Genomic DNA, 12,819 nt, shown 5'->3' on the forward strand with positions numbered 1-12,819 from the left:
CGGCATCCGGGAGGAACCATGGATCTCGCCTTTCTGCACCCACTGTACGAACACCCCGGGCCTTGGGCCTCCGTGTACGTCGACACCTCACGGCACACGGAGGGCACTCCCCACGAGCGGGAGCTGACCGCCCAGGCGATGGCCGGGCAGCTGGCCGAACAGGGAGCGGACGAGGCGACGTGCCAGGCCGTGCGCAGCGCGATCGAGGATCTGAAGCACTCCTCGGAGCCGCACGGCCGGGCTCTTTTCGCCCGCGACGGCGAGGTCGTCCTCGACCCGCCGCTGGTCCGTCCCCCGCAGGGCGGTGACTGGGCCGCGTGGGCGCCGCTGCCGCGGGTCGCGCCGCTGCTGGAGCTGGCCGGGGAGGACCCGGTGTGCGTGGTGGCGTACGTCGACCGCAAGGGCGCGGACTTCGAGTTGCGCAACGCGCTGGGCCGGGAGGACGCCGGGAGCGTCAGCGGGCGGCAGTGGCCGGTGCACCGGACGAGCTCCGCGGACTGGTCCGAGCGGCATTTCCAGCTGCGGGTGGAGAACACCTGGGAGCACAACGCCGCGGAGATCGCCGACGCGCTCGCGGTGTGCCAGGAGGAGACCAAGGCCGATCTGCTGATTCTCGTCGGCGACGACCGGGAGCGGCGGTCCGTGCACGAGCGGCTGCCCAAGCGGCTGCACGAGCTGGTGGTGGAGGCGCCGCACGGCACGGGCAGCCGACTGCTCGACGAGGACGTGGAGCGTGCCCGGGCCGAGCATGTGGGGCGGCAGGCCGAGGCGGAACTGGAGCGCTTCCGCGCCGCCCGCACCCCGGACGACGAGGGCCGGGCCGGAGCCGTCGAAGGCGTGCCGGCGCTGGTCGAGGCGGCTCGGGAGCACCGCATCGAGGAGCTGCTGGTCAGGGTGGACGGGCCCGACGCGCACCGCGAGGTGTGGATCGGGGAGGATCCCGACCAGCTCGCGGTGCGCCGCACGGACCTGAAGGTCCTCGGCGAGCAGCACTCGTGGCCGGCCCGGGCCGACGACGCGCTGATCCGTTCCGCGGTGGCCACGGACGCGCCCGCGCTGTCGGTGTCCGAGCGGGAGGTACCCGTGGGAGGCCTCGGCGCGCTGCTGCGCTGGAAGTGACCGGGGTACAGCGCCCAGCCGCTGCGGGAGCGCCTCACGCATCGCGCGTGCGGGCACGCGGTGGCTGGTCGCGCAGTTACCCGCGCCCCTGAGGGGCGCGGCCCCTGGCGGGCCCGTTTCAGCGGGCCCGTTCCACCCGGCGTTCGTCCCAGACCGGGTCCGGGGTCTCCCGGACCCGGCCGTCGCTGCCGAAGACCAGAAAGCGGTCGAAGGAGCGGGCGAACCAGCGGTCGTGGGTGACCGCGAGGACGGTGCCGTCGAAGGCCTCCAGGCCCTCCTGGAGCGCATCGGCGGACTCCAGGTCCAGGTTGTCGGTCGGCTCGTCCAGCAGCAGCGCCGTCACGCCCTGGAGCTCCAGCAGCAGGATCTGGAAGCGGGCCTGCTGGCCGCCGGAGAGACGCTCGAACGTCTGCTCCGCCTGCTGGGTGAGCTCGTAGCGGCGCAGCCGCGAGGACGCGGCGCCGCGGTCCTGTGCGTGCTCCTTCCACAGGATGTCGAGGAGCGTGCGCCCCTCCAGCTCCGGGTGTGCGTGGGTCTGCGCGAAGTGGCCGGGCACGACACGGGCGCCAAGCTTCCAGTCGCCCGTGTGCGCCACGTCGTCGCCGGCGAGCAGGCGCAGGAAGTGTGACTTGCCCGAGCCGTTGGAGCCGAGGACGGCGACGCGTTCGCCGTAGAAGACCTCCAGGTCGAAGGGCTTCATCAGGCCGGTGAGTTCCAGGTTCGCGCAGGTGACCGCCCGGACGCCGGTACGGCCGCCCTTGATGCGCATCCTGATGTCCTGCTCGCGCGGCGGCTCCGGGGGCGGGCCGGCCTCCTCGAACTTGCGCAGCCGGGTCTGTGCGGCCGCGTAGCGGGAGGCCATCTCATGGCTGACGGCCGCGGCCTGGCGTAGCGTCAGTACGAGCTTCTTCAGTTGCGCGTGCTTCTCGTCCCAGCGCCTGCGCAATTCCTCGAAGCGGGCGAAGCGCTCGCGCCGGGCGTCGTGGAAGGTGGCGAAACCGCCGCCGTGCACCCAGGCGTCGGCGCCCGCGGGGCCGGGCTCCAGGGAGATGATCTTCTCGGCCGCCCGGGCGAGGAGTTCACGGTCGTGGGAGACGAACAGAACCGTCTTGCGGGTCTCCTTCAGCCGCTCCTCCAGCCACCGCTTGCCCGGGACGTCGAGGTAGTTGTCGGGCTCGTCGAGGAGCAGCACCTCGTCGGTGCCGCGCAGCAGCGCCTCCAGGACGAGCCGCTTCTGCTCGCCGCCGGAGAGGGTGCGTACCTCCCGGAACTGCGCCTTGTCGTACGGCACCCCGAGCGCGGCCATCGTGCACATGTCCCACAGCGTCTCGGCCTCGTAGCCGCGTGCCTCGGCCCAGTCGGCGAGGGCCTGCGCGTACGCCAGCTGGGCGGCCTCGTCGTCGACGGTCATGATGGCGTGCTCGGCGGTGTCCACGGCCCGGGCCGCCTCGCGGATGCGGGGCGTCGCGACGGACACGAGCAGGTCCCGCACGGTCGTCTCGTCGCGTACGGATCCCACGAACTGCCGCATGACGCCGAGCCCGCCGCCGACGACCACGGAGCCGCCGTGCGGCTTGAGCTCACCGGCGAGCATCCGGAGCAGGGTGGTCTTCCCGGCGCCGTTGGGCCCGACGAGGGCCACGACGGCCCCCTCCCCCACCCGGAACGAGACATCACCCAGCAGCGCCCTTCCGTCGGGCAGGTAGTACTCCAGGTGCGCGGCTTCGAGGTGTCCCATGGGCGCGATTCTGTGCGGGCCCGGGCCTCCGGGGCAAACGGGTTTCGGCGCCGGGGGTGCCGGTCAGACCCGTTCCAGCGGCCGGTGCGGCTCGCTCGGAAGCTCCACCTCGATCGGATCGCCGGGGCGCACCACGCCCTCTTCCCGCGCCACGCTCATGATCCCCGCTTTGAACTGACGAACAGTCAGTCCATATAGCAGGATGCGTGTCTCAACATGCGGCGCTCCCGCGTACGGTGATCTCCTGCCGACCCGACCGGAAGGGGTGGGATCCGCCATGCCGGAACCCCGGGACACCGCCGTCTACACCCACGGGCACCACGAATCCGTACTGCGCTCGCACACCTGGCGGACCGCCGCCAACTCGGCCGCGTACCTGATGCCCTCGCTCAGGCCCCACATGGAGATCCTGGACATCGGCTGCGGGCCGGGCACGATCACCGCCGACCTGGCGGAGCTCGTGCCCGACGGGCGGGTCACCGGCGTCGACCGGGCCCCGGAGGTCCTGGACCGGGCACGCGCCACGGCGGCCGGGCGAGGACTGGCCAACGTCGACTTCGCGGTCGCCGACGTACAGGCGCTGGACTACCCGGACAACACGTTCTGCGTGGTCCACGCCCATCAGGTGCTCCAGCACGTGGGCGACCCGGTGCGGGCGCTGCGCGAGATGAAGCGGGTCGTCAGGCCCGGCGGGATCGTCGCCGTGCGGGACGCGGACTACGCGGCCATGACCTGGTACCCGGAGTCCGAGGGACTCGACGCCTGGCTGGACCTCTACCGCCGGGTCGCCCGGGCCAACGGCGGCGAGCCGGACGCCGGACGCCGCCTGAAGGCCTGGGCGCAGCAGGCCGGCCTCACGGACATCACGGCGACCTCCGGCACCTGGACGTTCACCACGCCCGAGGAGCGGGCCTGGTGGAGCGGGCTGTGGGCGGACCGCACACTGGCGTCGGCGTACGCGGACCTGGCCCGGCTGGGCGGGCACGCCGATGACGGGGAGCTGCGGGCGGCGGCCGAGGCCTGGCGGGAGTGGGGCACGCGCGAGGACGGATGGTTCAGCGTGCTGCACGGAGAAATTCTCTGTCGCAAGGAAGCCTGAATCACCGTTTCGGGGACACCCTGAAAGCAGGAGGTTCGAATTATGGTTCCCATCCTGCTGGTACTGCTTCTGGCTTTGGTTCTGTTCGGTGCCGGATTCGCAGTAAAGATTCTCTGGTGGATCGCACTCGCGGTTCTCGTCCTGTGGCTGCTGGGATTCTTCGTCCGCGGCACGTCGGCAGCCGGCGGCAGGGGCCGTTGGTACAGGTGGTGAATGAGCACCCCTCTCCCCGGACCTGGATCAGGGCCCGGGGAGAGGGGTGAGTGGTAGTGGTGGTTCAGTCCCGCGGAAGCAGCGGTCCGAGCGGCCCGAGGTCCAGATTGAGGTCCTCGGGCCGCAGTCCGTAGCGCTCGCGCAGTTCCGTCATGCGCTCGTCGAGCAGCATGAGCGTGAGCCCGATCCGCTCCTCCTGCTCCTCGCTCAGGTCCCCCACGTCGAACCGGCGCAGCGCCTGGCGCTCCATGAGCTGACGCAGCAGCTCCACCACCGTCAGCACGAGTTTGACCAGGTCGCGCTCGACGGTGTCGGGCTCCAGATCCATGTGCTTGGAGCGCGGCCGGGGGTTCTCCGGGGCGGTCACAGCAGCTCCTCGAACGGTGAGGGAACCTGGGCGTTCACCGAGCTGATGAGCGCGTTGAGGTCGATGCGGACGAGATCGACGTCGGCGATGCGCAGCGTGATGTCCCCCGTGATCACGACGCCGCCGGCGAGCAGCCGGTCGAGCAGGTCCACGAGGGCGACCTCACGGCGTTCCACTACGGTCACGGATTCTCCCGGTCGGTCATGTGGTCTCCCCCGCGAACGAATAGGCCGCCCAGGGGCCGGTGAGTTCAATGCGCATGCCCGGCACCTCGCCCTTCGTGCGGTCCACCAGTTCCACGAATTCCTCGGAATGCGCACGCGGGACGAGATAGGCGGCGTTCAGTACGTTCCGCCCGGTCGCCTTGGAAAGCGCGGGATTCTGCGGGGGATGCATCCGGGAATCCTCCGCGAATGCGGAAAGTTCCTCGTGCAGCCGGGTCGAGAATGCCTCGGCCTTCTGCCACATTTCTTCGTGGGACCTGGTCTGCATACGCCGCCGGCGCAGGTAGTCCCGGCCCGACGCGGGCTTCTGCGCGGGCCCGGCGCTCTCCTGCGGTTCGGACTCGGCGTACACCTTGACGCCCCACTCGACGCGACCCTCCAGCCGGTCGAGGGTGCGCAGGAAATCCTCCTCGCGGGCCTCGATCATCATCCGTACGCCGCTGTCGTCGTGGAAGACGGTGCCGAGCCGCAGCGGCAGCGGGGTGGTGACGGTCGTGAGCGCGTCGATCACGCCCTGGTGGGCCCGGGCGGTCTCGGTGAGCCAGTCCAGGTCCTCCAGATGGCGCCGGAGCGGCTCCTCGGCGAAGTCCCGCTCCGGCACGTGGCTCACCACGGCCACCAGGCCGTGGTGAGTCAGCGCTCTGGGTGGATCACCCGCGACCCCGGTCAGCTGGGCCTGGAGGGGTGTGCCGAAGGGGCGGCAGACGGCGTAGACGTACCGCAGTCCGGTCACGGTGCCTCCTTCTTCTCCGCGCGGCCGGGCTCCAGTTCCTCCAGCCGGGCCAGCCTCTCGCGCAACTCGGCGTTCTCACGGGTCAGTTCGTCACGGCGGGCCCGTGAGCTCAGGGCCGGGTCGGTCTCCCACCAGTCGATGCCCATCTCCTTCGCCTTGTCGACCGAGGCGACGATCAAACGCAGTTTGATCGTGAGGAGTTCGATGTCGAGCAGGTTGATCCGGATGTCGCCCGCGATGACGATGCCTTTGTCCAGGACCCGTTCAAGGATGTCGGCGAGATTGGCACCGCTTCCCTGACCGTAGGGCTCGGGCATCCTGCTGGGCGTCGTCATCGCCGGCTCCCTGCCTCGACTTCCTCATCCTCGTCCTCGTCCTCCTCGTCGTACTCGCCCTCGGGCTCTTCCTCCTCGGGCTCTTCCTCGTCCTCCTCGTCGTACTCGGCCTCGGAGTCGTCCTCGTACTCGCCTTCGGGCTCTTCCTCGCCCTCCTCTTCCGACTCGTCCTCGTCGTACTCGTCCTCGGGTTCCTCGCCCTCGGGCCGCTCCTCCTCGGACTCCTCCTCGGACTCCTGCTCGGACTCCTCCTCGGCGACCGCGTCGTCGTGGCTGCGGACGACCTCGCCGTCGCGGATCTCGCCGCGCCAGCCGTCCTCCGCCTCGCCCTTGATCGTGATGAAGCGGACGAAGTTCTTGAGGTCGAGCCGGGCCCGGCGGCCCTGGGCGCGCCAGATGTTGCCGGTCTTCTCGAAGAAGCCGGAGGGGTAGTACTCGATGACCAGCAGGACGCGGGTCAGGTTGTCGGTGAGGCGGTGGAAGGAGACGACACCCTTCGTGGTGCCCTTGGCCCCTTCGGAGGTCCAGGCGATGCGGTCGTCGGGGATCTGCTCGGTCGTCTTCGCCTTCCAGCTGCGGTTGGACCACCAGATCTTCGCCTGCCAGTCGGAGTGGGTGTCGTCGTCGCGGCTCGCGCTCTTGACGCCCTTGGCGAAGGTGCTGAAGTCCTGGTACTTCGTCCACTGGTCGTACGCGGTGCGCAGCGGCACACCGACGTCGATGTGTTCGATGATGACCGTGGGCTTGTTGCCCGAACGCCCCTTGCCCTTCTTGCCCTTGCCACCGCCGCCCAGGCTCTTGAAGGCGCCGGTGACCTTGTCCTTGAGGCGCGAGCCGCCCAGCTCGACCGCGGAGCGCAGCGGGCCCTTGCCCTCGGCTATCTTGCGACCGCCGTCGAGGGCGAGCTTGGCGAAGCCGGGGCTGTTGCCCTCGGCTATGTCGTTCAGCTTGCCGGTGGTCTCGCCGAGCTTGCGGCCCACACCGGTCAGCATGCGGGTGGCCTGCGCGGCGAGGTACTCCTGCAACTCGGCCTTGAGCCGGTCTGCGGCCTCGCTGTGGGCCAGGTCGGTGAGCGGGTTCTTCGCCGCTCCGTCGGCGGCGGACTTCGCAGAGCCGAGTGTGTCACTCATCCTTCACCGCCTCCCTTCGGCAGACGGGACCGGGCGCTGCCGCCCCTGCCCCCGGAGGTCGCCTTCTTGGCGGCCGTGGTCTTCTTGGCCGCCGTCTTCTTCGCGGGCGCCTTCTTCGCGGCGGCCTTCTTGGCGGGTGCCTTCTTCGCCGTCTTCTTGGCCGTCTTGTTCGCGGACGGCCTCTTGGCCGGGGCCTTCTTCGCCGCCGGCTCCGGCTCCTCGTCCTCCTGCGGCTCGGAGTCCTCCGACTCCTCGTCCCGCGGCTCCTCGGACTCGTCGGACCCGTCGTCCTCGGGTTCCTCGTCCTCGTACTCGTCGTCCGCCTCGTCGTCCTCGCGGCCGCCGGGCACCGCACCCGTCAGCTGGTCGCGCATCTGGGCGGTCCGGCCGTGCAGCCGGTCGGACAGGGCGTCGAGCTGACGCTCGACCATCGCGCCGGAGGCCGCCTTGCCGACACCGCGCAGGTCCTCGCGCAACTGGTCCCCGATCTCCTTGAACTGCGGGTTGTTCCGCAGCTGCTGCTGGAGAAGCTCCGCCACCATGCGCGGACTCAGGTTCAGCTTCTTCCCGGCGACCAGGCCGCCGACGGCAACCGCCATCTTCAGCTTTTTGGTGCGTCCCAGGAGATATCCGGCCCCCACCGCGAGGCCCAGTCCCATTCGGTTCATTGTGTCGTCCCGTTGCCTGTTCCCGCGCTTCTGCGCGAAGCGGTCTCCAGCCGGTCGAGGAGTTCGTCCTCGAGGCGGTCGAACTCCTCTTCCGTGATCTCTCCGGCCTCCAGCTGCTCCTCCAGTCGGCCCAGTTCGGCCCGTACCGTGGCGGGGTCGTAGTAGATCCGCTCGGCCTCCTGGACGACCTGCTTGATGGCCCAGGCGCTGCCGCGTACCGGTGCGAACGGCAGCAGCAGCACCTCAGAGATCAGGCCCACGTCGTCACCCCGCTCCGGTGTCCGTGCCACTCACCGCGGTGCCCGCTGGCTCGGCCGGGCCGGGCTCGACGAAGCTGTACGGCGGCAGCGGTCCGTTGACCCGCACCTCGAGGTGCGGCATGTCCTTGCGGAGCTGCTCGACCGCGGCCAGGAAGGAATCGGCCGACTCCCGGTCCACCAGGAAGGACACGTTCGCCAGCCAGCCCGTCGACTCGGGGCCCACGCTCACGTCGTCGGCGGCCGGCTCCAGGGCCCGCTGCACCGCGGCGCCGTCGTCGGCCTCCTTGGCCTTGACCGCGGCCGCGACCAGCTCGCCGAGCCGGATCTTGTCGTCGTAACTGCCGCCGCCCGCCTGCCGGTTGGCCTCCGCGAGCCCGCGGATGTCGGGGCTCTCGGCCATCACCTGGTGCAGGACGGCCTCTTCGACGTGATTGGCCTTGACGTTGTACTCGACCCGGTTGTCCAGGGCCTGCAGACGCTCCTTGTAGTGCTCGGCACGCTCGGCGAGCACCGCCGTGATGGAGTTGTCGTCCGGGGCGACGCTGCCGAACCGCATGGGCAGCACGCAGCCGGCCGCGCCGGCCTCACTGAGCACGTTCTGGTGGGCGAGCAGGTCCTTGCGCTTGGGCCGCAGCCCCTCGGGCGCCTCACTGACGACGGCCGCCAGGTCGCCCTCCCGCAGGATGCGCACCTCGCGGGGCGGATCGCCGACGCCGCCCATGCCCTCGGGCAGGGAGGGGTGCGAGCTCGCCGCGATTCCGTAGACGTAGGTGCTCACTCCTGCTCCTCCTTCCGGCGGGACGACGTGCTCTTACGGGCGCGCGGACGGGACTCGCCCTGACGCTCGGAGCCATCGTCACGCGCCTGCTTGAAGGCGTCGGAAATGGTCTCGGCGGCGCCGGACAGCGCCCCCTTGGACTTGCCGCGGGCGCCGGACTCGGTCATCTCCCCGACCAGGTCGGGCAGGCCCGGGTCCTTGCGCGGACCGGCCTCCAGGTCGAGCCGGTTGCACGCCTCGGCGAAGCGCAGATAGGTGTCGACGCTGGCGACGACGACGCGAACGTCGATCTTGAGGATCTCGATGCCGACCAGGGACACTCGCACGAACGCGTCGATCACGAGCCCCCTGTCCAAAACCAGTTCGAGCACGTCGTAGAGACCGCTGCTGCCGCCTCCGCCGCCGGACTGCTGTGCCGGTACGACAGTCATGCCGGATGTTCCTCCTCGTGTGTGGGTGCGGTTCGGTCGGGCGGCCTAGCGGCCGCCGGGCCTGCGCGCGTCGGACCGACCGCGTTCGTAGCGGCGGACGCGCCGGTAACCCGTCAGCTGCCCCTCTGCGTCGAGCTCCACCTGGTAGCTCGCCATCAGGCTCATCGTGTCGGGTACACGCTCGAGTTCGAGGACCTCGACCTCCAGCGCCCAGCCCTCCTCCGTCTGCTCGAAGGACGACACCGACTCGGCTTCCATGCCGGTGAGCTCCGCGAGCTGGCCGCGCGCCTGACGCAGCACCTCCATGGGCTTCGGCCGGCTGTCGGCCTTCTGGTTGTCGTTCGTCTTGCCCGATTTCTGTGAGTCCTGAGACTTCTGTGAACTCTGTGACTCTTGCGTGTTGTTTGTGTTCGACATGGCCACCTCCCCCTCCGTGTGGCCGCAAGAGTGTTCGCCAAACCTCTACAGGCGCATGCATCTGACACCCACCGGGAGATCGCCGCGAGGTCTCAGCCGCGCAGGGCGTTCAGCCGCCGCCGGGCCGGCCCCAGCGCCCGGCCGCGGCTCAGCAGGCCTGACCAGGGATTCGTGCGGGCCTGCTCGACGGCGTCGGCGACGGTCCAGCGGCGGGCGTGCAGCTCGGGGTCGTCCAGCTGATCCCAGGTGATGGGGGTGGCCACCGGCGCGCCCGGGCGGGGCCGGACCGTGTAGGGCGCGACGGCGGTCTGGGCGTAGGCGTTGCGCTGGATGTCGAGGTAGAGCCGCTCACCGCGCTCCTTCTTGCGGGCGGCGGTGGTGAGCCGGTCGGGGTGCGCGTCGGCGAGGGTGTCGGCGACGTCCCGGGCGAAGGCGCGCACCTCGTCGAAGTCGTGCCGGCCGTTCAGCGGCACGATGACGTGCAGCCCGCGTGAACCGGTGGTCATCAGCGCCGAGGGCAGGTCCAGCTCGTCCAGCAGCTCCCCGAGCAGCCGGGCGGCCTCCCGCACCGTCTCGAAGTCGTCCCCCGAGGGGTCGAGGTCGAACACCAGCCGGTCGGGGTGGTCGACGCTGTCGGCGCGGGACAGCCAGCGGTGCAGGGTGATGCTCGCCTGGTCGGCCAGGTAGACGAGGGTCGCGGTGTCGTCGCAGACGGTGTGGCGGACGGTGCCGCCCTCCTTGGCCACCTCGACCCGGGGGATCCACTCCGGGTAGTGCTCCGGAGTGTTCTTCTGCATGAACGTCGGGCCGTCGATGCCGTCCGGGTGCCGCTCCAGCATCAGCGGCCGGCCGCGCAGGTGCGGCAGCATGAAGGGCGCGACGGCCCGGTGGTAGTCCACCAGGTCGCCCTTGGTGTACTCCTTGGCGTCGCCGCCGCCGGGGAAGAGCACCTTGTCCGGCCGGTGCACCTCCACCGTGCGGCGGCCCGCCCGCACCTTGCGCGTGCCGTCGCCGCCGCTCACCGCACGACCGCCTCCTCGACCAGCAGCCGTCCGGCCGCCGCGATGGACTCCGCGTCGATGCCCGAGGCGCGCAGCTGCTCCTCCGGGGAGGCCGAGCCCGGCATGCTCCGTACGCCGAGCCGCACCAGACGCGGTACGGGGCGCCCGTCGGTGAAGGCGTCGAGGACCGCGTCGCCGATGCCGCCCTCGGGGTGGTGGTCCTCCACGGTCACCAGGCAGCCGGTCTCCTCGGCGGCCCGGCGCAGGGTGGCCCGGTCGACGGGCTTCACGGAGTACAGGTCGATCACCCGCACCGCGATGCCCTCCTGCTCCAGGGCCTCGGCGGCGGCCAGCGCCTCGTGCACGGTGACGCCCGCCGCGACGAGGGTCAGCCGGTCCTGGCCGGAGGAGCGCAGCACCTTGCTGCCGCCGACCGGGAACTCCTCGTCAGGGGCGTAGATCACCGGGCTCTCACCGCGCGAGGTGCGCAGGTAGCGCACGCCCTCCAGGCCGGCCATCGCGCCGACGAGCCGCGCGGTCTGGTTGGCGTCGCACGGGTACAGCACGGTCGAGCCGTGCACCGCCCGCATCATCGCGAGATCCTCCAGGCCCATCTGGCTGGGCCCGTCCTGGCCGATGGCGACGCCCGCGTGCGAGCCGACGAGGTTGATGCCGGAGCCGCTGACCGACGCCATCCTGATGAAGTCGTACGCGCGGGTCAGGAAGGCCGCGAAGGTGGCGGCGTACGGCACCCAGCCGCGGGACGCGAGCCCGACCGCCGAGGCGACGAGCTGCTGCTCGGCGATGTAGCACTCGAAGTAGCGGTCGGGGTGCTCCTTGGCGAAGAACTCGGCGCGGGTGGAGTCGCCGACCTCGCCGTCCAGGGCGACGATGTCGCCGCGGCCGGTGCCGAGGGCGGTGAGCGCCTCACCGAAGGCGTTGCGGGTGGCCACCTCCTCGCCCTTGTCCCACCTCGGGAGGTCGAAGTCCCCGGTGTGGACGGAGTGCAGCATCCGGGCGGCGGGCGGCTCCTGCACCCGGACGCGGATGTCGCGGGGGCCGCCGAGTGCGGCGATGGCCTCCTCGGCCTCCGGCAGCGGCTTGCCGTGCAGACCCTCGCGGTCCTGGACGCCTTCGACGCCCTTGCCCTTGAGAGTGCGGGCGAGGATCGCGGTGGGCTGGCCCCTGGTGGACAGGGCCTCCCCGTAGGCGCGGTCGATCGCGTCCACGTCGTGCCCGTCGACCTCGATGGTGTGCCAGTCGAAGGCCTGGAAGCGGCGGGCGTAGGCGTCCAGGTCGTGGCCGTGCCGGGTGGGGCCGCGCTGGCCGAGCCGGTTGACGTCGACGATCACGGTGAGGTTGTCCAGGTGCTCGTACCCGGCGTGCTCGGCGGCCTCCCACACGGATCCCTCGGCCAGTTCGCTGTCGCCGCACAGCACCCAGGTGCGGTAGCCGGTGCGGTCGAGCCGCTTGCCGGCCAGCGCGATGCCGACCCCGACGGGCAGTCCCTGCCCGAGCGAGCCGGTGGCCGTCTCGACCCATGGCAGGCGCTGCGGGGTGGGGTGACCCTCGAGGCGGCTGCCGAGCTTGCGGAAGGTGAGCAGCTCTTCGTCGTCGATGGCGCCGGCCGCCTTGTACGCGGAGTACAGCAGCGGGGAGGCGTGGCCCTTGGAGAGGACGAAGCGGTCGTTGCCGGGGTGGGCGGGGCGGTCGAAGTCGTAGCGGAGGTGGTGCGCGAGCAGGACGGCCATCAGGTCGGCCGCGGACATCGAGGACGTCGGGTGCCCGGAGCCCGCCGCGGCGGCGGCGCGGACGCTGTCCACCCGCAGCTGCTGTCCGAGGTCGGTGAGTTCACCGGTGTTCATGAGTCTCCTTTCGTGGAGTCGTCCGGGTCGTCCGGGACGTCGGTTCGCTTGACGGGGCCGGGGGCGGGATGGGGGGCCGGGGGCGGTCGACCGAGGTCGGGCGGGGGCGTGGGACCGGGCCGGTTCCTGTCGGGCTCACCGCCGGGCTGGCTCTTCGCAGGCCCACCGCCGGGCTGGTTCCTGGCCGGTTCACCGCCCGGCTGGCTCTTCGCAGGCCCACCGCCGCGCTGGCTCTTCGCTGGTTCACCGCCCGGCTGGCTCTTCGCAGGCTCACCACCGGGCTGGTTCCTGGCCGGTTCACCGCCCGGCTGGCTCTTCGCAGGCTCACCACCGCGCTGGCTCTTCGCCGGTTCACCGCCCGGCTGGCTCTTCGCAGGCTCACCACCGCGCTGGCTCTTCGCCGGTTCACCGCCCGGCTGGCTCTTCGCAGGCTCACCACCG

The 12,819-nt window shown here is 71.1% G+C and carries 17 protein-coding genes and 1 pseudogene; 4 read left to right on the top strand and 14 right to left on the bottom strand.

All coding sequences use genetic code 11. From position 1 onward, the window contains the following. Window positions 1–18 precede the first annotated feature (18 nt). On the top strand, window positions 19–1,119 hold the full coding sequence (locus ACFY5B_RS10690) for a Vms1/Ankzf1 family peptidyl-tRNA hydrolase (RefSeq protein WP_389967534.1): 1,101 nt from the start codon (window positions 19–21) through the stop codon (window positions 1,117–1,119). Window positions 1,120–1,237: 118 nt separating this feature from the next. Here ACFY5B_RS10690 and ACFY5B_RS10695 read toward each other — a convergent pair whose 3' ends face one another. After that, complete coding sequence (locus ACFY5B_RS10695; protein WP_389967536.1) at window positions 1,238–2,857, bottom strand: ATP-binding cassette domain-containing protein; 1,620 nt, start codon at window positions 2,855–2,857, stop codon at window positions 1,238–1,240. 63 nt (window positions 2,858–2,920) lie between these two features. Next, window positions 2,921–3,031 (bottom strand): annotated as a pseudogene (locus ACFY5B_RS10700) (MOSC domain-containing protein); the annotation flags it as partial. 103 nt (window positions 3,032–3,134) lie between these two features. Here ACFY5B_RS10700 and ACFY5B_RS10705 point away from each other — a divergent pair. Next, window positions 3,135–3,956 carry a methyltransferase domain-containing protein gene (locus ACFY5B_RS10705; RefSeq protein WP_389967538.1) on the top strand — a complete coding sequence of 274 codons (822 nt, stop codon included), beginning with the start codon at window positions 3,135–3,137 and terminating at the stop codon, window positions 3,954–3,956. Between the two features lie 42 nt (window positions 3,957–3,998). Beyond that, entirely contained in the window at window positions 3,999–4,169 is a 171-nt protein-coding gene (locus ACFY5B_RS10710) for a hypothetical protein (RefSeq protein ID WP_031136400.1), read from the top strand. A 64-nt stretch (window positions 4,170–4,233) separates the two neighbouring features. Here the strand turns inward: ACFY5B_RS10710 and ACFY5B_RS10715 are convergent, their stop codons facing one another. The 12 genes from ACFY5B_RS10715 to ACFY5B_RS10770 form a co-directional block, all read right to left on the bottom strand. Further along, entirely contained in the window at window positions 4,234–4,497 is a 264-nt protein-coding gene (locus tag ACFY5B_RS10715) for a gas vesicle protein K (protein WP_031108664.1), read from the bottom strand. Window positions 4,498–4,532: 35 nt separating this feature from the next. After that, window positions 4,533–4,721, bottom strand: a complete 189-nt coding sequence (locus tag ACFY5B_RS10720) for a gas vesicle protein (protein WP_003994122.1) — start codon at window positions 4,719–4,721, stop codon at window positions 4,533–4,535. Between the two features lie 16 nt (window positions 4,722–4,737). Continuing rightward, on the bottom strand, window positions 4,738–5,493 hold the full coding sequence (locus ACFY5B_RS10725; protein ID WP_389967541.1) for a GvpL/GvpF family gas vesicle protein: 756 nt from the start codon (window positions 5,491–5,493) through the stop codon (window positions 4,738–4,740). Next, entirely contained in the window at window positions 5,490–5,828 is a 339-nt protein-coding gene (locus ACFY5B_RS10730) for a gas vesicle protein (RefSeq protein ID WP_031108661.1), read from the bottom strand. Before ACFY5B_RS10730 ends, ACFY5B_RS10725 begins: the two co-directional genes overlap by 4 nt. Then, entirely contained in the window at window positions 5,825–6,958 is a 1,134-nt protein-coding gene (locus ACFY5B_RS10735) for an SRPBCC family protein (protein ID WP_389967544.1), read from the bottom strand. The genes ACFY5B_RS10730 and ACFY5B_RS10735 overlap by 4 nt, the downstream gene beginning before the upstream one ends. Further along, window positions 6,955–7,626, bottom strand: coding sequence for a DNA primase (locus ACFY5B_RS10740; protein WP_389967546.1), 672 nt, complete (start codon window positions 7,624–7,626; stop codon window positions 6,955–6,957). Before ACFY5B_RS10740 ends, ACFY5B_RS10735 begins: the two co-directional genes overlap by 4 nt. Beyond that, on the bottom strand, window positions 7,623–7,886 hold the full coding sequence (locus ACFY5B_RS10745) for a gas vesicle protein GvpG (protein WP_389967548.1): 264 nt from the start codon (window positions 7,884–7,886) through the stop codon (window positions 7,623–7,625). The genes ACFY5B_RS10740 and ACFY5B_RS10745 overlap by 4 nt, the downstream gene beginning before the upstream one ends. Window positions 7,887–7,890: 4 nt before the next feature. After that, a complete protein-coding gene (locus tag ACFY5B_RS10750; protein ID WP_389967550.1) occupies window positions 7,891–8,664 on the bottom strand; it encodes a GvpL/GvpF family gas vesicle protein in 774 nt (257 codons plus the stop codon). Then, window positions 8,661–9,095, bottom strand: coding sequence for a gas vesicle structural protein GvpA (locus ACFY5B_RS10755; protein ID WP_184851842.1), 435 nt, complete (start codon window positions 9,093–9,095; stop codon window positions 8,661–8,663). Before ACFY5B_RS10755 ends, ACFY5B_RS10750 begins: the two co-directional genes overlap by 4 nt. Window positions 9,096–9,140: 45 nt before the next feature. Continuing rightward, window positions 9,141–9,512, bottom strand: coding sequence for a gas vesicle protein (locus tag ACFY5B_RS10760; protein WP_389967552.1), 372 nt, complete (start codon window positions 9,510–9,512; stop codon window positions 9,141–9,143). Window positions 9,513–9,604: 92 nt separating this feature from the next. Next, on the bottom strand, window positions 9,605–10,534 hold the full coding sequence (gene ligD, locus ACFY5B_RS10765; RefSeq protein WP_389967554.1) for a non-homologous end-joining DNA ligase: 930 nt from the start codon (window positions 10,532–10,534) through the stop codon (window positions 9,605–9,607). Then, window positions 10,531–12,378, bottom strand: a complete 1,848-nt coding sequence (locus ACFY5B_RS10770; protein ID WP_389967556.1) for a transketolase — start codon at window positions 12,376–12,378, stop codon at window positions 10,531–10,533. The genes ligD and ACFY5B_RS10770 overlap by 4 nt, the downstream gene beginning before the upstream one ends. Window positions 12,379–12,446: 68 nt before the next feature. Between ACFY5B_RS10770 and ACFY5B_RS10775 the strand changes: the two genes are divergently transcribed. After that, on the top strand, window positions 12,447–12,819 hold a 373-nt coding region (locus ACFY5B_RS10775; protein ID WP_389967558.1), incomplete at its 3' end, for a hypothetical protein.

Source organism: Streptomyces sp. NPDC013187 (assembly GCF_042899705.1).
Classification (GTDB): Bacteria; Actinomycetota; Actinomycetes; order Streptomycetales; family Streptomycetaceae; genus Streptomyces; species Streptomyces hawaiiensis_A.